Annotated in this window: 15 protein-coding genes and 1 tRNA gene; all 16 read left to right on the forward strand. The window is 64.6% G+C overall.

Features of this window, described 5'->3' with window-relative positions:
- The first annotated feature begins 18 nt into the window (after positions 1-18).
- Positions 19-777 (forward strand): 3-hydroxyacyl-CoA dehydrogenase, encoded by a 759-nt coding sequence (locus OPV09_RS08350; RefSeq protein ID WP_034751723.1) that lies wholly within the window; start codon positions 19-21, stop codon positions 775-777.
- Positions 778-849: 72 nt separating this feature from the next.
- On the forward strand, positions 850-2,625 hold the full coding sequence (ggt, locus tag OPV09_RS08355; protein ID WP_338681197.1) for a gamma-glutamyltransferase: 1,776 nt from the start codon (positions 850-852) through the stop codon (positions 2,623-2,625).
- Between the two features lie 51 nt (positions 2,626-2,676).
- Positions 2,677-3,846, forward strand: coding sequence for a patatin-like phospholipase family protein (locus OPV09_RS08360; protein ID WP_034751717.1), 1,170 nt, complete (start codon positions 2,677-2,679; stop codon positions 3,844-3,846).
- 102 nt (positions 3,847-3,948) lie between these two features.
- Entirely contained in the window at positions 3,949-8,130 is a 4,182-nt protein-coding gene (locus OPV09_RS08365) for a hybrid sensor histidine kinase/response regulator (RefSeq protein ID WP_338681198.1), read from the forward strand.
- Between the two features lie 86 nt (positions 8,131-8,216).
- Positions 8,217-8,927: a response regulator gene (locus OPV09_RS08370; RefSeq protein ID WP_219329202.1), complete on the forward strand. Its 711-nt coding sequence runs from the start codon at positions 8,217-8,219 to the stop codon at positions 8,925-8,927.
- A gap of 93 nt (positions 8,928-9,020) precedes the next feature.
- On the forward strand, positions 9,021-10,637 hold the full coding sequence (locus OPV09_RS08375) for an AMP-binding protein (protein WP_338681200.1): 1,617 nt from the start codon (positions 9,021-9,023) through the stop codon (positions 10,635-10,637).
- Positions 10,634-13,009 (forward strand): bifunctional salicylyl-CoA 5-hydroxylase/oxidoreductase, encoded by a 2,376-nt coding sequence (locus OPV09_RS08380; RefSeq protein WP_338681201.1) that lies wholly within the window; start codon positions 10,634-10,636, stop codon positions 13,007-13,009. The genes OPV09_RS08375 and OPV09_RS08380 overlap by 4 nt, the downstream gene beginning before the upstream one ends.
- Before the next feature lies 1 nt (position 13,010).
- Entirely contained in the window at positions 13,011-13,811 is an 801-nt protein-coding gene (locus OPV09_RS08385; RefSeq protein WP_338681203.1) for an SDR family NAD(P)-dependent oxidoreductase, read from the forward strand.
- Positions 13,812-13,824: 13 nt separating this feature from the next.
- The gene (locus OPV09_RS08390; protein WP_034751704.1) at positions 13,825-14,337 is read left to right on the forward strand and encodes a MarR family winged helix-turn-helix transcriptional regulator; all 513 of its coding nucleotides are present in this window, start codon (positions 13,825-13,827) and stop codon (positions 14,335-14,337) included.
- 2 nt (positions 14,338-14,339) lie between these two features.
- Positions 14,340-15,194 (forward strand): enoyl-CoA hydratase family protein, encoded by an 855-nt coding sequence (locus tag OPV09_RS08395; RefSeq protein WP_072454469.1) that lies wholly within the window; start codon positions 14,340-14,342, stop codon positions 15,192-15,194.
- Between the two features lies 1 nt (position 15,195).
- Positions 15,196-16,347, forward strand: a complete 1,152-nt coding sequence (locus OPV09_RS08400) for an acyl-CoA dehydrogenase family protein (RefSeq protein ID WP_338681204.1) — start codon at positions 15,196-15,198, stop codon at positions 16,345-16,347.
- Between the two features lie 35 nt (positions 16,348-16,382).
- The gene (locus OPV09_RS08405; protein ID WP_070303994.1) at positions 16,383-16,775 is read left to right on the forward strand and encodes a RidA family protein; all 393 of its coding nucleotides are present in this window, start codon (positions 16,383-16,385) and stop codon (positions 16,773-16,775) included.
- A gap of 122 nt (positions 16,776-16,897) precedes the next feature.
- Positions 16,898-17,629, forward strand: a complete 732-nt coding sequence (locus OPV09_RS08410) for a PEP_CTERM-anchored TLD domain-containing protein (RefSeq protein WP_338681205.1) — start codon at positions 16,898-16,900, stop codon at positions 17,627-17,629.
- Between the two features lie 81 nt (positions 17,630-17,710).
- Positions 17,711-17,785, forward strand: a tRNA-Arg gene (locus tag OPV09_RS08415).
- A 172-nt stretch (positions 17,786-17,957) separates the two neighbouring features.
- Positions 17,958-19,850, forward strand: a complete 1,893-nt coding sequence (locus tag OPV09_RS08420) for an ATP-binding cassette domain-containing protein (protein ID WP_034751693.1) — start codon at positions 17,958-17,960, stop codon at positions 19,848-19,850.
- A gap of 178 nt (positions 19,851-20,028) precedes the next feature.
- Positions 20,029-20,691, forward strand: coding sequence for a CAAX prenyl protease-related protein (locus OPV09_RS08425; protein WP_034751828.1), 663 nt, complete (start codon positions 20,029-20,031; stop codon positions 20,689-20,691).
- Positions 20,692-20,721: the final 30 nt, after the last annotated feature.

Genomic DNA, 20,721 nt, shown 5'->3' on the forward strand with positions numbered 1-20,721 from the left:
TATCACTCAGGAGATTTCATGCAGATTCAAGACAATGTATTCATCATCACGGGCGGCGCATCGGGCCTGGGCGCGGCCACGGCGCGCATGCTGACGGCGGCCGGCGGCAAGGTCGTGCTGGCCGACGTGCAGACGGAAGCGGGCCAGGCGCTGGCCGCGGAACTCGATGGCGTGTTTGTGCAGTGCGACGTGACGTCGGAAGAAGACGGCCTGGCCGTGGTGGCGGCCGCTACCAAACTCGGTACCTTGCGTGGCCTCGTCAACTGCGCTGGTGTGGCGCCGGCCGTGAAAACCGTGGGCAAGGATGGCCCGCACCCGCTGGCCCTGTTCCAGAAAGTCGTCAACATCAACCTGGTGGGCACCTTCAATATGTGCCGCCTGGCGGCCGACGCCATGGCCAAGCAGGATGCCACCGCTGAAGGCGAGCGCGGCATCATCATCAACACGGCGTCCGTGGCGGCCTACGATGGCCAGATCGGCCAGGCAGCCTACGCCTCGTCGAAGGCGGCCGTGGTGGGACTGACCCTGCCGATGGCGCGTGATTTGTCGCGCAACGGCATCCGCGTGATGACGGTGGCGCCCGGCATTTTCGAAACGCCGATGCTGCTGGGCATGCCGGCCGAAGTGCAGGATGCGCTGGGCAAGATGGTGCCGTTCCCATCGCGCCTGGGCAAGCCCGGCGAATACGCGCAACTGGTGAAAGCCATCGTGGAAAACGTCATGCTCAATGGCGAAACGATTCGTCTCGACGGTGCGATCCGCATGCAGCCGAAGTAAGCCCTCGTCGAGGGTGCAGCGCCGTGGCCGGCATTTGAGGTAGCATACCCGGGTATCTTTACCGGAGTAAGCATGATCACATTGAAGCCGCTGGCGCTGAGCCTGACCTTGCTGGGAGCACTCGCTGCCAGTCCCGTATTTGCCGAGGTGCCGCAAAAGGCGCCGGAAGTCGCCACCGCGTATGCGGAAAAATCGGGTTGGGCGGCGCAGAAATTCATGGTCGCCGCCGCCAATCCGCTGGCTGCCGATGCGGGCTACCAGATGCTGAAAAAGGGCGGCAGCGCCATCGACGCGGCCATCGCCACGCAGCTGGTACTGACCCTGGTCGAACCGCAATCGTCGGGCATCGGCGGCGGCGCCTTTTTGCTGTACTCCACGGCCAAGGGCGTGCAGGCGTTCGACGGGCGCGAAACGGCGCCGGCCGCCGCCGATGAACACCTGTTCCAGAATCCGGACGGCAGCCCCGTCTCGCGCGCCACGGGCGTGGTGGGCGGACGTTCCGTGGGCGCGCCGGGCGTGCTGCGCATGCTGGAACTGGCGCACAAGGAACATGGCAAGCTGCCGTGGGCGACCCTGTTCGGCCCCGCCATCAAGCTGGCGCACGGCGGCTTTCCCGTCAGCCAGCGCCTCAACGGCTTGCTGAACTGGGACCAGGCCTTGAAGCGCGACCCTGTCGCCGCCGCGTATTTCTATGATAATGAGGGCAAGGCATGGCCCGTCGGCCACGTGCTGAAGAATCCCGAACTGGCGCGCACCCTGCGCGAGATCGCCCGCGGCGGCGCCGACGCTTTTTACAACGGCCGCATCGCGCGCGACATCGCCGCCAAGGTGGCGTCTCACCCGACCAACCCGGGCAAGCTTACGGCGACCGACATCGCCGGCTACAAGGCCAAGGTGCGCGAGCCCGTCTGCAGCGATTACAAGGCCTGGACCGTGTGCGGCATGCCGCCGCCATCGTCGGGCGGCATCGCCATCGCGCAGATGTTGGGCATCCTGGAGGTCAAAGACATCCGGCCGTATGCACCCGTCGACGGCGTGCTCGATGCGCAAGCGATCCACCTGTTCTCGGAAGCGGGGCGCCTGGCCTACGCGGACCGCAACCGCTACGTGGCCGACACGGACTTCGTGCCGCTGCCGGGCAATGGCGTCGCCTCGATGCTCGATAAAACCTACCTTGCCCAGCGCGCCGCGCTGATCGGTGAAAAATCCATGGGCAAGGCCAAACCTGGCACGCCGCCCGGCATGCAGGTGGCGTGGGGCATGGACAACGCCTTGCAGCGCCCGTCGACCTCGCACCTGGTGGCCGTCGACGCTTTTGGCGGCGGCCTGTCGATGACCACCAGCGTGGAAGACGCGTTCGGTTCGCGCCAGATGGTCGACGGCTTTTTGCTCAATAACCAGCTGACGGATTTCTCGTTCGATTCGCGCGATGCGGACGGCCCGATCGCCAACCGGGTCGAAGCGGGCAAGCGGCCGCGCAGCGCCATGTCGCCCACCCTCGTGTTCGAGAAGGGCACGCACAAGCTGGTGCTGGCCACGGGTTCGCCCGGCGGCTCGTCCATCATCAATTATGTGGCCAAGGTGCTGGTCGGCACCATGGACTGGGGCTTGAACGTGCAGCAGGCGATCAGTCTGCCGAACTTCGGCAGCCGCAACGGCCCGACGGAACTGGAAAAGGGCCGTGCGCCGGCAGCGCAAGTCGAGGCGCTGCAGGCGATGGGCCACGAGGTGCGCGTGATCGAGCAGAACTCGGGCTTGCAGGGCATCATGCGCCTGAATGCGCATGGCAAGGATTTCTGGTTTGGGGGGGCAGATCCGAGAAGAGAAGGGATGGTTCGCGGAGATTAATCACCCCCTAATCTTTTCCACAAAGCATCCAGACCCTGCTAATCTGCCGGCATGGGAATGCAAAATAAAACAGGCTTGATACTCACGGGAGGAGGCGCCCGTGCCGCCTACCAGGTGGGCGTGCTGCAGGCGATTTCGGCGATACTGTGGGAAGCGGGCTGGGCGCCGGCGCGCAACCCGTTCGACATCATCTGCGGCACTTCGGCCGGTGCCATCAACGCCACGGCGCTGGCCTGCCGCGCCGATAACTTCGGCGAAGGCGTGCAAAAGCTGCTCGACGTGTGGCAGCACATCGAAGTCGAGCAAGTGTACCGCGCCGATTCGCTGGGTGTGATCCGCTCGGGCGCGCGCTGGCTGTCCCTGCTGTCGTTCGGCTGGCTGCTGCGCCAGTGGCATGCGTCGCCGCCCAGTTCCCTGCTCGACAATACTCCGCTGGTCAGCTTGCTGCACCGCATGCTCGACTTGCCGCGCCTGGACGCGGCACTGGCCGACGGCTTGCTGCATGCGCTGGCCGTGACTGCGTCCTCGTATTCGGGCAGCCGCCACATGACGTTTTACCAGACGGCCGAGGATATCGCGCCGTGGGTGCGCACGCAGCGCCTGGCCCTGCCGGACCAGATCGGCGTGGAGCATTTGCTGGCATCGGCCGCCATCCCCTTCATCTTCCCTGCCGTGCCCCTGTACGTGGGCGGCCAGCGCGAATACTGCGGTGACGGTTCCATGCGCCAGTTGGCGCCGATCTCGCCGGCGATTCACCTGGGCGCGAACAAGGTGTTGGTGGTGGGCGCGGGGCGCATGACGGAACCGGCGCCCGCCGCGTCCGAAGCGGCGCGCTACCCGAGCCTGGCGCAGATCGCCGGCCACGCGCTCTCGTCGATCTTCCTCGACGGTCTGGCCGTCGACATCGAGCGCCTGAACCGCATCAACCTGACCCTCTCGATGCTGCCGCCTGAATTGCTGGGCAAGACGGCCTTGCGGCCGGTGGAATTGCTGGTCATCGCGCCGTCCGAACGGCTCGACGCCATTGCCAGCCGGCATATCGGCAGTTTGCCGCGTCCCATCCGCACCATGTTGTCGGGCATCGGCGCGGCCGAAGCGCGCGGCGCGGCGCTGGCATCGTATTTATTGTTCGAATCGACGTATACTAACGAGCTGATCCGTCTTGGACAGCGCGATACGCAAGCCCGCAAGGACGATGTACTGGCGTTTTTTGGTTCTTGAGACGGCCCTTGGAGCGGCGTGCGGGTTTTTCGCGTTTTTTTTGACAGGACGATTGTGCGGGTATTTCGACGTGTTTGCGATGTTGCCTTACTGTTAATTTTGATGGCGGGCGGATGGGCCGTGGCGGCGCCTGCGCCCACCCTGCGTTTCGACCAGCTCAGCGTCGACCAGGGCCTGGCGCAGGAATCGGTGCTGGCCATCGCCCAGGACCGGCAAGGCTATATGTGGTTCGGCAGCCAGTCCGGCTTGAGCCGCTACGACGGCTACCGCATGGTCGTCTACAAGAATATCGAGGGCGACAAGACCAGCTTGGCCGATAACTGGGTCGGCGAGCTGCACGTCGATAGCCAGGGCCAGCTGTGGGTGGGCACGGACAATGGCCTGGACCGCTTCGACGCCGCCAGCCAGACCTTCATCCATTACGGCCCGGCCGAAAAGAGCAAGCGCGGCAACGGCAACCGGCATATCCACGCCATTCTCGACGATGGCGCGCGCGGCTTCTGGATCGCCACCTCGGACGGCTTGCAGCATTTCGACCCCGCCACGGGCCGCTTCCGCACCTGGCACCATGAAGAGGGCAACCCGCACAGCCTGGGCGACAATGAAATCAAGGCGCTGGCGCTGGATGCGCAGCAGCGCCTGTGGATAGGCACGGTGACGGGCCTGGACATGCTGGCGCCGGGCAGCGAGCGCTTCGAGCATTTCGCCGTCGATGCGACGCCCGGCTCGAAGTACAACGTGATCCAGTCGCTGCTGATCGACCGCCAGCAGAACCTGTGGATCGGCACCATGGCCGGTGCCGAGCGCTGGCGCCTGGGCGCGGCCGGCCAGTCGCCGCAATCGAGAGTGCGCTTGGGCGAGAAACATGGCTTCTCCGCCATCCGCGTGGCCAGCCTGTACCAGGATGTCGACGCCACCGTCTGGCTGGGCAGCAATGCCGATGGCCTGTTCCGCTGGCTGCCCGAAAGCGACACCTTCCTGCAATACCGCCACCAGACGGGCGACAAGTTCAGCGTGGCCGACAACCAGCTGTCGTCGTTGTACCGCGACCGCGCCGGCACCTTCTGGGTCGGCTCCTGGTACAACGGCGTGAGCCGGGTCGACCTGGGCAGCGGCGGCTTTTCGCGCATGGCGCGCGCGCCCGGCGACGTGGGCGCGCTGGCGGACAAGAAAGTGCGCGCCGTGGCCGACGCGGGCAACGGCAAGCTGTGGCTGGCCACCAAGGGCGGCCTGAAACTGTACGACACGCGCGACGGCAGCTCACGCCTGTTCGACCTGCGCAGCGCACCCGGCATGTCGCGCGACGAGCAGGTCACGACCCTGTACAAGGCGCCGGACGGCGTGCTGTGGGTGGGCGGCTCGACGGGCTTGCACCGCTTTGATCCCGCCTTGGGGCGTTTCTTCACCATGCGCTTTGCCGCCGGCGACCCGAACAGCGACACTATCCGCAATATCGTCAGCGACCGCAGCGGCATGCTGTGGGTCTCGACGCGGGGCGGCGTGCACCGCTTCGACCCGGCCAGCAAGCGTTTTACCACGTACCGCCACGACCCGGCCGACCCGAACAGCCTGTCCGACAACATGGTGCGGCCCGTGCTGGAAGACGGCAAGGGGCGGCTGTGGATAGGTTCCTTCCACGGCCTGGACTTGCTGGACCGCGCCAGCGGCCGCTTCCGCCATTTCCGCCACGACCCGCAAAACCCGCAGAGCCTGAGCCACGACGAAGTGCATTTCCTGCACGAGGACAAGCGCGGCGTGCTGTGGGTGGGCACGGCCAATGGCCTGAACCGCATGGACATCGACGCCAAGGGCGAGATCCGTTTCCGCCGTTTCCTGCGCAAGGATGGCATGGCCGACGATGCCGTCGCCAGCATCCTCGGCGACGACAACGAGCAGCTGTGGCTGAGCACGAATAGCGGCATCACGCGGCTCGACATGCGCAGCGGCCTGTTTCGCAACTACGACAGCGCCGACGGCACGGTGGAAGGCTCGTACTTCGATGGCGCGGCCCTGCGCGCGTCGGACGGCACCATGTATTTCGGCGGCTTCAACGGCATGACGGCGTTCATGCCGCAGGATATCCACGACAACCGCGTGCCGCCGCTGGTGGCCGTCACGGAACTGCAGATCTTCAACAAGCCGGTGGGCATTGGCCGCGGCGAGTTCGCGCATGTGCTCAAGACGGCCATCGACCATACGCGCGAGCTGGTGCTGACCAGCCGCGAAAGCGTCTTTTCGCTGGAATTCGCGGCCCTGCATTTCGCCGCGCCCCAGCGCAATATGTTCGCCTACCGGCTCGAAGGCTTCGACCAGGACTGGGTCATGACCGATGCGGGCCGGCGCTTTGCCACCTACACCAACCTCGATGCGGGCAACTATGTGTTTCGCGTCAAGGCGGCCAACAAGGACGGCGTGTGGAACGAGAGCGGCGCCACCCTGGCCATCACGATTTTGCCGCCGTTCTGGAAAACCTGGTGGTTCCGCACCCTGATGGCGGCGCTGCTGCTGGGCGCCGTGTATGGCGCCTACCGCCAGCGCGTGCGCACGCTGCGGCGCCAGCAGAACGAGCTGGAAAAACTGGTCGGCGAACGCACGGCCGAGTTGCAGAGCAAGGAAATCGAAGTGTTGGCCCAGTCGGAAAAGCTGGCGCAGGTGAACAGCAGCCTGACGAAAAACGAGGAAAGCCTGCGCCAGGCAAAGCGTAAGGCCGAGGATGCGACGCGCCAGAAATCGGAATTTTTGGCCAACATGAGCCACGAGATGCGCACGCCGCTGGCCGGCGTGATCGGCATGCTGGGCTTTGCCCTGCGCGACGAGCAGCTGCACGACGCCACGCGCGAACAGATCCTGCGCGGCCAGGCCAATGCCCAGTCGCTGCTGGTGATCATCAACGACTTGCTCGATTTCTCGAAGATCGAGGCGGGCAAGCTGAGTATCGAAAACATCGACTTCGCGCTCGGCGCGGCGATCGAGACGGTGGTGACCCTGTTCGAAGAGCAGGCGGCCGCGCGCAGCATCGGTTTCTCCATCGATTTCGCGCCCGACCTGCCGCCCTTCGTCGTGGGCGACCCGACCCGCTTGCGCCAGGTGCTGGTCAACCTGGTCGGCAACGCCTTCAAGTTCACCCAGCGCGGCGGCGTCAGCGTCTGCGTCGAGCGGGCCGGCGTGGCCAGCGGCAGGGGCGGGCGCCGTGTCAACCTGATCCGCTTTACCGTCAGCGACAGCGGCATCGGCATCGATGCCGATGCGATGGCGCGCCTGTTCCAGAAGTTCGAGCAGGCCGACGCCAGCACCACGCGGCGCTACGGCGGCACGGGCCTGGGCCTGGCCATCTGCCGCCAGCTGGTCGAACTGATGGATGGCGAGATCGAGGTGGCCAGCACGCCGGGGCAGGGCAGCACGTTTGCCTTCACCTTGCCCCTGGCCGATGGCGTGGCGCCGCCGCTGGTGCCGCAGGTGGCGCTGGCGCCGCACAGCCACCAGCTGCGCGTGCTGTGCGCGGAAGACTTCCCCACCAACCAGATCATCATCCGCGTGATGCTCGAGGAACTGGGACACCGGGTCGACGTGGTCGCCAACGGCGTGCTGGCGGTGGCGGCCTGCGTGCATACGCGCTATGACCTGATCCTGATGGACGGGCGCATGCCGGAGATGGACGGCGCCACGGCGACGCGGTTGATCCGCGTGGGCGGCTGGCCGGACCAGCCCGTGCGCGACCAGGAGCTGATGATCGTGGCCCTGACGGCGAACGCCAGTGAAGAAGACCGCAGCCGCTATCTTGGCGTCGGCATGGATGATTTCCTCAGCAAGCCGGTGGACGAGGCGGCGCTGCATGGCTTGCTGGCGCGCGCCATCGAGCGCCAGCTGCAGCGCGGTTTCATGCTGCCGCGCATGCCGTCGAACGCGCCGCGCGGCGCCGCGCGGGGGCAGGCCGAACTCGATGCCCTGTTCGGCATCGCGCCGGCAGTTCCTGTTCCGGCGCCTTCCCAGTCGGTCCGCAGCGGCGAGCTGCAACGGCGTATCCGCGTCGCCTTCGTCGCCGACCTGGAAGGGCGTTTGCGCGAACTCGACGCCGCCCTGGCGGCGCAGGACCGCGATAACGCCGGGCGCCTGCTGCACGGCTTGAAGGGCAGCGCCGCCTATCTCGATGAAACGCAGCTGCACATGCTGTGCACGGAAATGGAAGAGGCGGCGGATGGCGGGCGCTGGACGCAGGTGGCCCTGCATTTGCCGCAATTGCGCGCACTGTTGGCGCAAATAGCCGTTTCGGGTCAAGAAATGTAAAATAGGCAATGCCGGCCTTCGGGCGCGCGGCGAAACTGGGTAGAATACGGCCAGGCACCTTGACGCTGCCGCCAATGGAGAAAGCAATGAAAGTACTGGTGGTTGACGATGATGTCGTGTCGCGCATGGTATTGATGCATTTGATCGACAGCTGCGGCGTGCACGATATCGTGGAAGCCGAAGATGGCGCGGCGGCGTGGGAGCAGCTCGAAGGCGGCTTGCGTCCCTCGCTGTGCTTTTGCGACTTGCGCATGCCGCGCCTGTCCGGCATGGAGCTGCTGCAGAAAATCCGCTCCGACAGCGCGCTCGACGCCATGCCGCTGGTGCTCGTCTCGTCGGCCAATGACCAGGACACGGTGCGCGACGCCGTGCAGGCCGGCGCCGCCGGCTACATCGTGAAACCCTTCCAGCCGGAGCAGGTGCGCCAGCATATCGACGCCTGCTTCGACGTTTCCGCCTTGCCGGCCGAGGCGCCGCGCGATACCTTGCAGCGGCTGGGCATCGACGGCGAACGCCTGCTGGCCTACTTGACGGGCTTTCAGGGACAGATCGGCGCCGCCAGCGAACAGGTCGACGCCTTGCTGGCACGCGGCGAACCGGCCCAGGCGCGCCAGCAGCTGGAACGGCTGCACCTCGGTTGCCGCACCCTCGGGCTGCATGGCGCGGAAGCGGGCATGAGCGCGCTGCTGCAATCGGCGGTGCTTGACGGCGGCCAGATGCAAACGGCCCTGGCCGCGCTGGCGCGCAGCGTGGCACAGCAGGCGCGTTTGCTGCAGCAACAGGACAGAGACGACTGAATCTGCTGTTTTTCGCTTGCCGGAAAAATACTTTAGGTTTAAAGTATCTGCTTCCGGGCCTTGTGCACGCGCCCGCTACCCGCCAGGATGAGCATGAGCAGCGACCCTTCGCCTACCACAGCATCTCCCCAGGACGACTTTGCGCGCACGCATTTGCCGCCGCGCGCACTCTGGCCGCAGCTGTGCCTTGATTTGCCCGAGCTCCAGTATCCGGCGCGCCTCAATTGCGTCGCCGCGCTGCTCGATGCGGCCGTGGTCAACGGCGGCGAGCGTACCGCCATCCTTGCCGACGGCCAGCGCTGGAGCTACGCCGAGCTGGCGCGGCAAGTCGACCGCATCGCCCACGTGCTGCGCAGCGATTTATGCCTGATCCCCGGCAACCGCGTGCTGCTGCGCGGCGCGAATACGCCCATGATGGCCGCCTGCCTGCTCGCCGTGCTGAAAGCCGGCTGCATCGCCGTGCCCACCATGCCGCTGCTGCGCACACGCGAACTGTCCACCATCCTGGCCAAAGCTGAAGTGAATGCCGTGCTGTGCGCGCAGAGCTTGCGCGCGGAACTCGATGGCGTGCCCGGCTTGCCGCCCATGCTGTGCTTTGGCGCCGCCGACGCGGAACTGGAGCGGCGCATGGCGGCCCACGCTGCGCCATTTTCCGCATGCGACACGGCGGCTGACGACGTCTGTCTGATCAGCTTTACCTCGGGCACTACGGGCGTCCCCAAAGGCACCATGCACATACACCGCGACCTGCTGGCCATCTGCGACTGTTTTCCCCGCTCCATGCTGCAGGTGCGCGCCGACGATATCTTCATCGGCACGCCGCCGCTGGCGTTCACCTTCGGCCTCGGTGGCTTGCTGCTGTTCCCCCTGCGCTTTGGCGCGGCCACCGTGCTGCTGGAAAAACTCACGCCCGACGGCCTGCTGCGCGCCATCGGCGCCTATCAAGCCACGATCTGCTTCACGGCGCCCACCTTTTACCGTCAGATGGCGCCCCTGGCCGCGCAGCACGACTTGCGCAGCCTGCGCTTGTCCGTGTCGGCCGGCGAAGCGCTGCCGCTGGCCACGCGCGACGCCTGGCAGGCGGCCACCGGGCTGGCCATGACGGACGGCATCGGCGCCACCGAGATGCTGCACATCTTCATTTCCGCCACGGGCGAGGGCATCCGCCGCGGCGCCATCGGCAAGGCCATTCCCGGCTACCAAGCGTGCATCGTCGACGATGCGGGCGTGCCGCAGCCGCCCGGCGTGACGGGCCGCCTGGCCGTAAAAGGCCCTACCGGTTGCCGCTACCTGTCCGACCCGCGCCAGCGCGATTACGTGCAGAATGGCTGGAACCTGACGGGCGACACCTTCGAGATGGATGCCGACGGCTATTTTTATTACCGCTCGCGCAGCGACGACATGATCGTCTCGGCCGGCTACAACATCGCCGGCCCGGAAGTGGAAGAGGCGCTGCTGCGCCACCCGGCCGTGGCCGAATGCGGCGTGGTCGGGCGCGCCGATGCCGAGCGTGGCCAGATCGTCGAGGCGCACGTGGTGCTGAAAGACGGCAGCCAGGCCAGCGAGGCGCTGGCTGCCGAACTGCAGGACTTCGTGCGCCAGCAGATCGCCCCGTATAAATATCCGCGCGCCATCCGCTTCCTGCCTTCGCTGCCGCGCACGGAAACGGGCAAGCTGCAGCGCTTCAAACTTCGCACGGACACCCCATGAATATTGTCTGCATCGGCGGCGGCCCCGCCGGCCTGTATTTCAGCCTGCTCATGAAAAAGCAGAACCCGGATCACCGCATCACTGTCATCGAACGCAACCGCCCGTATGACACGTTTGGCTGGGGCGTCGTGTTTTCCGACCAGACCCTGGGCAACCTGGCCAACGCGGACGAGCCGACGGCGCGCGCCATCCTGCAGGCGTTCAACCACTGGGACGATATCGAAATCCACTTCAAGGGCGAGACCGTGCGCTCGGGCGGCCATGGCTTTTGCGGCATCGGCCGCAAGCGCCTGCTCAACATCCTGCAGGCGCGCTGCGAGGAGCTTGGCGTACAGCTGGTGTTCGAGACGGAAGTGCAGGACGATCAGGCCATCGCGAAGCAGTACGGCGCCGACCTGGTGATCGCCAGCGATGGCTTGAACAGCCGCATCCGCACGCGCTATGCGGCCAGCTACCAGCCCGAGATCGACCAGCGCCATTGCCGCTTTATCTGGCTGGGCACGCGCAAGAAATTCGAGGCGTTCACGTTTGCCTTCCGCCAGACGCCGCACGGCTGGTTCCAGGCGCATATCTATCAATACGATGGCGACACTTCCACCTTCATCGTCGAGACGCCCGAACACGTGTGGCGCGCCGCGGGCTTGGACAGCATGAGCCAGGAAGCAGGCATCGCCTTTTGCGAAGCCCTGTTTGCCGAGGAACTCGACGGCCACGGTTTGCTGAGCAATTCGCCGCACTTGCGCGGCTCGGCGCAGTGGATCACCTTCCCGCGCATCGTCTGCCGGCAATGGGTGCACCGGCAGGATGGCGTACCCGTCGTGCTGATGGGCGACGCTGCCCACACGGCCCATTATTCGATCGGCTCCGGCACCAAGCTGGCGCTGGAAGACGCGATCGAGCTGGCGCGCTGCTTCGGCCAGCATGGGGATAGCGACACTGCGCTAGCCGCCTACCAGCAGCTGCGCGCCATCGAAGTGCTGAAAATCCAGAGCGCGGCGCGCAATTCCATGGAGTGGTTTGAAAACGTCGAGCGTTACAGCGCCATGGAAGCGCCGCAGTTCGCCTATTCCATGCTCACGCGCAGCCAGCGCATTTCGCATGAAAACCTGCGTCTGCGCGACCCTGCGTATGTGGCCGATTATGAACAGTGGCTGGCGCGGCGCGCGGGCGAGCAGGCTGGCGTGACGCTGTCGCAAGAGCCATTGCCGCCCATGCTCACGCCGTTCCGGCTGCGCGGCGTGCTGCTGAAAAACCGCATCGCCGTCTCGCCGATGGCGCAGTACAGCGCCGTCGATGGCGTGGCGGGCGACTACCATTTGATGCACCTGGGTGCGCGCGCCACGGGCGGCGCGGGACTCGTGTTTGCCGAGATGACATGCGTGTCGGCCGATGCGCGCATCACGCCAGCCTGTCCCGGCATGTACAGCGAAGCGCACACGCAGGCCTGGCGCCGCATCGTCGATTTCGTGCATGCGAACAGCGATGCGAAGATCGCCCTGCAGCTGGGCCACGCGGGCGCGAAAGGCTCGACGCGGCCCATGTGGGACGGCATCGACCTGCCGCTCAGCGAGGGCAACTGGCCCTTGATCTCGGCCTCGGAACAGCAATACCTGGCCGGTGTGTCGCAGGTGGCGCGCGCGGCCACGGAAAGCGACCTGGCGCGCATCGAACAGGACTTCGTGCGCGCCACGTTGGCGGCGGCCGTCGCCGGTTTCGACTGGCTGGAACTGCATTGCGCGCACGGCTACCTGCTGTCGAGTTTTATCTCGCCGCTGACCAATCGCCGCACGGACGAATATGGCGGCAGCCTGGAAAACCGCTGCCGCTATCCGCTGCGCGTATTCCGCGCCATGCGCGCGGCCTGGCCGCAGGACAAGCCGATGAGCGTGCGCATCTCGGCCCACGACTGGGTCGAAGGCGGCATCACGCCCGACGATGCAGTCGTCATCGCGCGCCTGTTCAAGCAGGCCGGCGCCGACCTGATCGACTGTTCCTCGGGCCAGGTCAGCAAACTCGAACAGCCCGTGTACGGACGCATGTTCCAGGCGCCGTTCGCCGACCGCGTGCGCAACGAGGCGGGCATCGCCAGCATGGCCGTCGGCTCGATCTTCGAAGCCGACCACGCCAACAGCATCATCGCCGCCGGGCGCGCCGACCTGTGCGCCGTGGGCCGGCCGCACCTTGCCAACCCCGCCTGGACCTTGACGGAAACGGCGCGCATCGGCCACAGCGGCACCGGTGCCGCGTGGCCGAAACAGTACCGTCCGGGCCAGCAGCAGCTGGAACGCAATCTGCAGCGCGAACGCCAGCTGGCCGCCGCCAATACGGGCCTGACCCCGCAACAGGTGGCCGCGCGGCTGCTGGAAGGATGACATGAGCAAGGAACAACTTGATGGCGCATTGGCCGACAAACATGCGCTGGTGACGGGCGCCGGCAGCGGCATCGGCCTCGCTTGCGCGGGCGCCTTGCTGGACGCGGGCGCCAGGGTTACCCTGGCCGGGCGCGATGGCGCGCGGCTGGCGCGCGCGCGCATGCAGCTGGAAGAGGCGGGCCACGCGGGCAGGGTGGCCATCTGCGTGCTCGACGTGGCCGTGGAAGCGTCCGTGCAGGCAGGGTTTGCGCAGGCGGCCGCGCATTTCGGCCGCGTCGATATTCTGGTCAATAACGCGGGCCAGGCGCATGCGGCGCCTTTCGGCAAGACGGATGCCGCCATCTGGCAGCAGATGCTGGCCGTGAACCTGACGGGTGTGTACCACTGCTGCCAGGCGGCCATGCCGGCCATGCTGGAAGCGGGCTGGGGGCGCATCGTCAACGTGGCGTCGACGGCGGGCTTGAAGGGGTATCGCTATGTCAGCGCCTATGTCGCGGCCAAGCATGGCGTGATCGGCCTGACGCGCGCGCTGGCGCTGGAAGTGGCGCCGCGCGGCGTCACCGTCAACGCCGTCTGTCCCGGCTACACGGAAACGGACATGGTGGTGCAGGCCGTGCAAAACATCGTGCGCAAGACGGGGCGTGGCGAAGACGCGGCGCGTGCGGAACTGGCGGCGTCCAATCCGCAGCAGCGGCTGGTGCAGCCGCAGGAAGTGGCCGATGCGGTGGCGTGGCTCTGCCTGCCCGCGTCGTCCGCCATGAATGGACAATCGATCGCCGTCGCCGGCGGCGAAGTCATGTAAATGAATGAAGACCATGGATAAAGAACCCGAAAATCTGCACGACGAACCCGTGCTGGACCTGGCCAGCCGGCTGACGCAGGACCATCACCAGTCGCTGAAATTGTGGCTGCGCATGCTCTCGTGCACGGTGAAGATTGAAAATGAGGTGCGCACGCGCTTGCGCGCCACCTTCGGCATCACCTTGCCCCGCTTCGACTTGATGGCGCAGCTCGAGCGCTTTCCCGATGGTTTGCGCATGGGCGAACTGTCCAAGCGCATGATGGTCACGGGCGGCAATATCACGGGCATCACCGACCAGCTGGAGCAGGAAAAACTCGTGGTGCGCGTGGTCGATCCGAAGGACCGCCGTTCGTACAGCGTCAAGCTGACGCCAGCGGGCCGGCGCGCCTTCGACGAGATGGCGCGCGTGCACGAAGGCTGGATCGCCGAACTGCTGCACGGCGTGACGCCCGACGACAAAACCCAGTTGATCGACCTGCTGTCGCACATGAAGCAGCAACTGAATGACACCTCGATAAAGGACTGACCATGCGCCACCTCCCCGGCCAGCCGCAAGACCTGCCAGGCAACCGTGCCAGCCTGGCCCATTACGCGGCGCGGCATTTTCTGTTTGCCGTCGACGCAGGCGTTGCCACACTGACCCTGCACCGCCCTGAGCGCAAGAATCCGCTCACTTTTGACTCGTATGCGGAATTGCGCGAGCTGTTCCGCGCGCTGGCCCATGCGGACGACGTCAAGGCCGTCGTGATCACGGGCAGTGGCGACAATTTCTGTTCGGGCGGCGACGTGCACGACATCATCGGCCCGCTGACAAAACTCGACATGCCCGGCCTGCTGGCGTTTACCCGCATGACGGGCGACGTGGTAAAGGCCATGCGCGCCTGCCCGCAGCCCATCATCGCCGCCATCGACGGCATATGCGCGGGCGCCGGCGCCATGCTGGCGCTGGCTTCCGATATCCGCATCGGCACGGCGCGCAGCAAGACGGCATTTTTGTTTACCCGCGTGGGCCTGGCCGGGTGCGACATGGGCGCCTGTGCCTTGCTGCCGCGCGTGATTGGCCAGGGCCGCGCCGCCGAGCTGCTGTACACGGGACGTTCCCTGGCCGGCGCCGAGGCCGAGCGCTGGGGCTGGCTCAACCGCCTCGTCGAACCGGAAGAATTGGCGGAGGCGGCGCAGCTGTTCGCCGCCGGCCTGGCCAGCGGCCCCACGTTCGCGCACGGCATGACGAAAAAAATGCTGCAGCAGGAGTGGAACATGGGCGTCGATGAAGCGATCGAGGCGGAAGCGCAGGCGCAGGCCATTTGCATGGCCACCAACGATTTCCACCGCGCCTATCACGCTTTCGTGGCGAAGGAAAAACCACAATTCGAGGGTAACTGACATGCGTGACATGAGCTATCTGGACTGGCCATTTTTCGAAGCGCATCATGCCGAACTTGAACGCGAGCTCGATGCCTGGGCGACGCAGCACCTGGACGACGCCCATGATGCCGACGTCGATGCGGCCTGCCGCGCGCTGGTGGCGCAACTGGGGCAGGGAGGCTGGCTCGCGCATGCCACAAGCGCCGATGGCAAGATCGATACGCGTGCCATTTGCCTGATCCGCGAAACCCTGGCGCGCCACGATGGCCTGGCCGATTTCGCCTTTGCCATGCAGGGACTCGGTTCGGGCGCCATCGGCCTGTTCGGCAGCTTGGACAACAAGGCGCGCTATTTGCCGGACGTAGCCAGCGGCAAGCGCATCGCCGCCTTTGCCCTGTCCGAGCCGCAGGCCGGGTCCGACGTGGCGGCCATGGCGTGCGCGGCGCGCCGCGACGGCGACGACTACGTGCTCGACGGCGAAAAGACGTGGATCTCGAACGGCGGTATCGCCGACTTTTACGTGGTGTTTGCCCGCACGGGCGAGGCGCCCGGCGCGCGCGGCATCAGCGCCTTCATCGTCGACGCCGACAATCCCGGCCTGGAAATCGCCGAACGCATCGCCGTGATCGCGCCGCATCCGCTGGCGCGCCTGCGCTTTGCCAATTGCCGCGTGCCCGCGTCGCAGCGCCTGGGCGAAGCGGGGCAGGGCTTCAAGGTGGCGATGGCGACACTCGACGTGTTCCGCACATCGGTGGCCGCCGCCGCCCTGGGCTTTGCGCGGCGCGCGTTTGACGAAGCGCTGCGCCACGCGACGTCGCGCCAGATGTTCGGCCAGACCCTGGCGGACTTCCAGCTGACGCAGGCAAAACTGGCGCAGATGGCCACCGGCATCGACTCTGCCGCCTTGCTCACCTACCGCGCCGCCTGGCAGCGCGACCAGGGCCGCAAGGTGACGAAGGAAGCGGCGATGGCCAAGCTGACGGCCACGGAAACGGCGCAGCAGGTGATCGATGCGGCCGTGCAACTGTTTGGCGGCATGGGCGTCGTCACCGGGCATCCGGTCGAGCGCCTGTACCGCGAAATTCGCGCTTTGCGCATCTACGAGGGCGCCAGCGAAGTACAGCAATTGATTATTGCGCGCGAACTGCTGCGCGAGGCGGGAAACGCATGAGCAGCCTGAAGCGCATGAACAACGAGGAAAACAATATGCAAGTGTTACAACCAGCGGGCTGGGCCAGACCGCGCGGCTATGCGAACGGCATCGCCGCCAGCGGGCGCACGGTGTACGTCAGCGGCATGATAGGCTGGGATGCGCAGGGGCAATTCCACACGGACGATTTTGCGGGGCAGGTGCGCCAGGCCTTGCAAAATATCGTCGCCGTGCTGGCCGAGGCGGGCGCCTTGCCCGAACACATCGTGCGCATGAACTGGTATGTACTGGACAAGAAGGAATATGTGGCGGCATATCCACAAATTGGCGTTGCCTACAGGGAAATCATCGGCAAGCATTTTCCGGCCATGACTGCCGTGCAGGTGGCGGGACTGATCGAGGACAGAGCGAGAGTTGAGATCGAGGTGACGGCGGTGTTGCCTGGTTGAATTTTTTTTGTTAATATTGCACTTTTTGCGATAAAATAAGGAATATAAAAACATTATCTGTTATGTTATATTTAGCAACCGGAAAATACACCGGTTCCAAATACTGACAGTCGAGGTAGCAGATGCAAAACAAATTCAGAACGGCAAGTGCCTTCCTGCTGGCAGTGGCTGGCGCGGGTTTCTGCTTGAGTGCGCAGGCCGCCTCTGGGCCTTCGCTGCTGTCTCCTACCTATCAGGGACAGCTGGAAACCTGGCTGGGCGAAGGGCACTTGAAGCTCGATGCGATCTATACCAAGTCGGCAGGCGATACGTCGCTTGATTTTCACAAGGCGTCCGACGGTAAGGGCCGTACTTTTTCCGTCATGGAAGCAAGCAATGCAGCGGGGCAGACCTGGCTGGTGGGCGGCTACAATCCGCAAAGCTGGAGTTCCACGGACGGTATGCATGTGACGATGGCGGACAGTGCGCGGACGGGATTCCTGTTCAACCTGACGTCAGGCTTGATGCTGCCGCAATTGAAGCAGTATTTCAACGGCGATGAAATCGGCAAGGATCAAACCTATAACAATATCAATTATGGCCCGACCTTCGGCTATGGCCACGACCTGTATGTGCCGCCGGATCTGACGCACGGCGGCGGCTCTTTCCTATATACCTATAACTTTCGCGGGCAGCCATCGACAGGTATCAGTTTGCTCGATGGCTCTACCTGGCAAGCTAACGACGTGACCTTTGGTGCGATTCAGATATTCACGATCAGTGCTGTGCCTGAACCTGCCACCTATGGAATGCTGCTGGCGGGCGTGGGGCTGCTGGCGCTGCTGCGTCGGCGCAAGGCGACTGCGGCCAGCTGAGCGGGGCAGTAGCGCAGATTTCATGTCGCGTTTGCCAGGTTGTTCATGGAACGCGCGAGCCTGTATAATCCCGCTTCGCGTGTCGCCATCGTACAATGGATAGTACAAGGTCCTCCTAAGACTTAAATGCAGGTTCGATTCCTGCTGGCGACACCACATTCCACGCAGCGCGCGTCGGCGGCCCGGGTCCATACGGGTAGCAATTTACTGATCGATGGCGATTGAAGTCCCAGTTATCGGTACAATGCGTGCTTCATTCATCCAATCGGCGGCTGTTTTGCACACCACGCGGTGTGCGCGAGACGGCGCCCGAGCACTCTTACTCATTATGGCTGTCATTTCTCTTTCATCGGCGCAACTTGCGTTCGGTCACGTCGCGCTGCTCGATCACGCGGAATTTTCACTGGAAACCTCGGAACGGGTCGGCTTGATCGGCCGCAACGGCACGGGTAAATCGTCGCTGTTGAAGGTTATTTCGGGCAAGTTCAAGCTCGATGACGGTTTGTTGGTGATGCAGCAAGGCATCAAGATCGCGTATGTGGAGCAGGAACCGCAATTCGACCCGGAGATGTCCGTGTTCGACGCCGTCGCTTCCGGCATGGGCGAATCGCAGGCATGGCTGAAGGAGTACGATGCGCTGACCGGTCAGTTTGGCCAGGGCAATGACGACGAACTGATGGAACGCATGCACGACATCCAGGTCAAACTCGATGCGGCCGATGCGTGGAGCTTGCCGAACAAGGTGGAAACTGTGCTCGACCGTTTGAACCTGACGGGCGACATGCTGATGAAAACCCTGTCCGGCGGGATGCAAAAGCGCGTGGCCCTGGCGCGTGCGCTGGTGTCGGCGCCCGACGTGCTGCTGCTCGATGAACCGACCAACCATCTGGACTTCAGCTCCATCCTGTGGCTGGAAGGCTTGTTGCGCGACTTCAAGGGCAGCGTGCTGTTCATTACCCATGACCGCTCCTTCCTCGACAACGTCGCCACGCGCATCATCGAACTCGACCGCGGCCGTTTGCTGTCGTATCCGGGCAACTTCACGGCTTACCAGACTCGCAAGGCGGAGCAGCTGGAAATCGAGGAAGTGGAAAACGCCAAGTTCGACAAGTTCCTGGCGCAGGAAGAAGTGTGGATACGCAAGGGCGTCAAGGCCCGCCGCGTGCGCGACGAAGGCCGCGTGCGCCGCCTGGAAGCGCTGCGCCTGACGCGCAATGCGCGCCGCGAACAGCAGGGGCAAGTGAAACTGGACGTATCGGCCGGCGAACGCTCGGGCAAGATCGTGGCGGACCTGGAAAACGTCTCGAAGATCTATGGCGACAAGGTCATCGTCAAGGATTTCAGCGCCACCATCCTGCGTGGCGACAAGGTCGGCCTGATCGGCGCCAACGGCGCCGGCAAGACCACCTTGCTGAAGATGATCCTGGGCCAGGAAGAGTCGGACACGGGCACCATCCGCCTGGGTACCAAGCTGCAGGTCGCGTATTTCGACCAGATGCGCACGCAGCTGAACGAAGAGGCGAACCTGATGGAAACCATCGCGCCAGGCAGCGACTGGGTCGAGATCAATGGCCAGCGCCGCCACGTGATGACGTATCTGAACGACTTCCTGTTCGCGCCGGAACGTGCCCGCTCGCCCGTCAAGTCGCTGTCTGGTGGCGAGCGCAACCGCTTGCTGCTGGCCCGTCTGTTCGCCAAGCCGGCCAACGTGCTGGTGCTCGATGAGCCGACCAATGACTTGGATATCGATACCCTGGAATTGCTGGAAGAGTTGCTGGAAGAATACACCGGCACCGTCTTCCTCGTCAGCCATGACCGTACCTTCCTCGACAACGTTGTCACGCAAGTGATCGTCGCCGAAGGCGAGGGCAAATGGCGCGAATTCGTCGGTGGCTACACGGATTGGGAGCGCGTGCGCACCTTGCCGATCGCCACGGCGCCCGCCAGCAAGCCGGCCGTGAAGGTCGAAGCCGCCGCGCCGGCCGCCAAGCAGAAAAAGCTCAGCTACAAGGAACAGCGCGAGCTGGAAGAGTTGCCGAAACTGATCGCCAAGCTGGAAGACGAGCAATCGGTGCTGGCCGCCGAACTGTCGCATCCGGACTTCTACAAGAAGACGCCGGCCGAAGGCAAGCGCCTGAACGCGCGCGTGGCCGAGATCGAAGGTGAGCTGCTGGAAGCGTTGGAAAAGTGGGAGCAGATCGAGGCGCGCAGCAATGCCTGATTAGTTTCTTGCATCCTCTGTTGTAATTTAAGTTAGGATTACTTGCCACGGCAACGGTTCCGCTTGATATAATTATATAATTATATTTTTTACATCGGAGGATGCATGTTTGTTATCAAAAACACGTGCTCCGGACCACTGCGTCCGGCGCGTGGTTCCACCTCCGGTGCGCATCAGCATGTTTGACCGCGCCGCCTTGCCCCGCGTAGCGCCGTTCCTGGCCTACCTCTCCTTTATCTTTATCGCCGACATGCTGGGCCGGGCGGGCTATGCCGCGCACGATTTGCGCTGGCTGTATGCCGTCAAGATCGGCGTCGTGCTGGGTATGCTGTTGTACTGGCGCCGCAGCTATACGGAACTGGCCTGGGTGCCATTGGGTGCGCGCGCGCTCGCCGTGGCGCTGGCGACCGGCATTGTTGTTTTTCTGCTGTGGATCAACCTGGACGCAGGCTGGATGACGATCGGCAGCGCCGACGGCTTCGATCCCCGCGATGACGGCCGCATCGAGTGGACGCTGGTGGTGCTGCGCATCGCCGGCGCGGCGCTCGTGGTGCCCGTGATGGAAGAGCTGTTCTGGCGCTCCTTCCTGTTGCGCTGGATCGATGCCCCTGACTTTCTGCGGTTCAACCCGCGCCTGGCGAGTGCGAAGGCCTTTGTTATCACCGTGGTACTGTTTGGCTTCGAACACAATTTGTGGCTGGCCGGTATCGTTGCGGGCGCCGCCTATAGCTTGCTGTACATGCGCAGCCAATCGCTATGGTCGCCCATCCTCGCCCATGGCGTGACGAATGGCGTGCTGGGCCTCTGGATTGTTTCCGGTGGACACTGGACTTACTGGTAATATTACCAACTAACTGTTTGCTCTTTCAAA

It is taken from the genome of Janthinobacterium sp. TB1-E2, assembly GCF_036885605.1.
In the GTDB taxonomy this organism is placed as follows: Bacteria; Pseudomonadota; Gammaproteobacteria; order Burkholderiales; family Burkholderiaceae_D; genus Janthinobacterium; species Janthinobacterium aestuarii.

Bases quoted from the DNA above. Each gene is read 5' to 3' on its own strand.
- OPV09_RS08350 (WP_034751723.1), top strand. From the start codon at position 19: ATGCAGATTCAAGACAATGTATTCATCATCACGGGCGGCGCATCGGGC.
- ggt (WP_338681197.1), top strand. From the start codon at position 850: ATGATCACATTGAAGCCGCTGGCGCTGAGCCTGACCTTGCTGGGAGCA.
- OPV09_RS08360 (WP_034751717.1), top strand. From the start codon at position 2,677: ATGGGAATGCAAAATAAAACAGGCTTGATACTCACGGGAGGAGGCGCC.
- OPV09_RS08365 (WP_338681198.1), top strand. From the start codon at position 3,949: ATGGCGGGCGGATGGGCCGTGGCGGCGCCTGCGCCCACCCTGCGTTTC.
- OPV09_RS08370 (WP_219329202.1), top strand. From the start codon at position 8,217: ATGAAAGTACTGGTGGTTGACGATGATGTCGTGTCGCGCATGGTATTG.
- OPV09_RS08375 (WP_338681200.1), top strand. From the start codon at position 9,021: ATGAGCAGCGACCCTTCGCCTACCACAGCATCTCCCCAGGACGACTTT.
- OPV09_RS08380 (WP_338681201.1), top strand. From the start codon at position 10,634: ATGAATATTGTCTGCATCGGCGGCGGCCCCGCCGGCCTGTATTTCAGC.
- OPV09_RS08385 (WP_338681203.1), top strand. From the start codon at position 13,011: ATGAGCAAGGAACAACTTGATGGCGCATTGGCCGACAAACATGCGCTG.
- OPV09_RS08390 (WP_034751704.1), top strand. From the start codon at position 13,825: ATGGATAAAGAACCCGAAAATCTGCACGACGAACCCGTGCTGGACCTG.
- OPV09_RS08395 (WP_072454469.1), top strand. From the start codon at position 14,340: ATGCGCCACCTCCCCGGCCAGCCGCAAGACCTGCCAGGCAACCGTGCC.
- OPV09_RS08400 (WP_338681204.1), top strand. From the start codon at position 15,196: ATGCGTGACATGAGCTATCTGGACTGGCCATTTTTCGAAGCGCATCAT.
- OPV09_RS08405 (WP_070303994.1), top strand. From the start codon at position 16,383: ATGCAAGTGTTACAACCAGCGGGCTGGGCCAGACCGCGCGGCTATGCG.
- OPV09_RS08410 (WP_338681205.1), top strand. From the start codon at position 16,898: ATGCAAAACAAATTCAGAACGGCAAGTGCCTTCCTGCTGGCAGTGGCT.
- OPV09_RS08420 (WP_034751693.1), top strand. From the start codon at position 17,958: ATGGCTGTCATTTCTCTTTCATCGGCGCAACTTGCGTTCGGTCACGTC.
- OPV09_RS08425 (WP_034751828.1), top strand. From the start codon at position 20,029: ATGTTTGACCGCGCCGCCTTGCCCCGCGTAGCGCCGTTCCTGGCCTAC.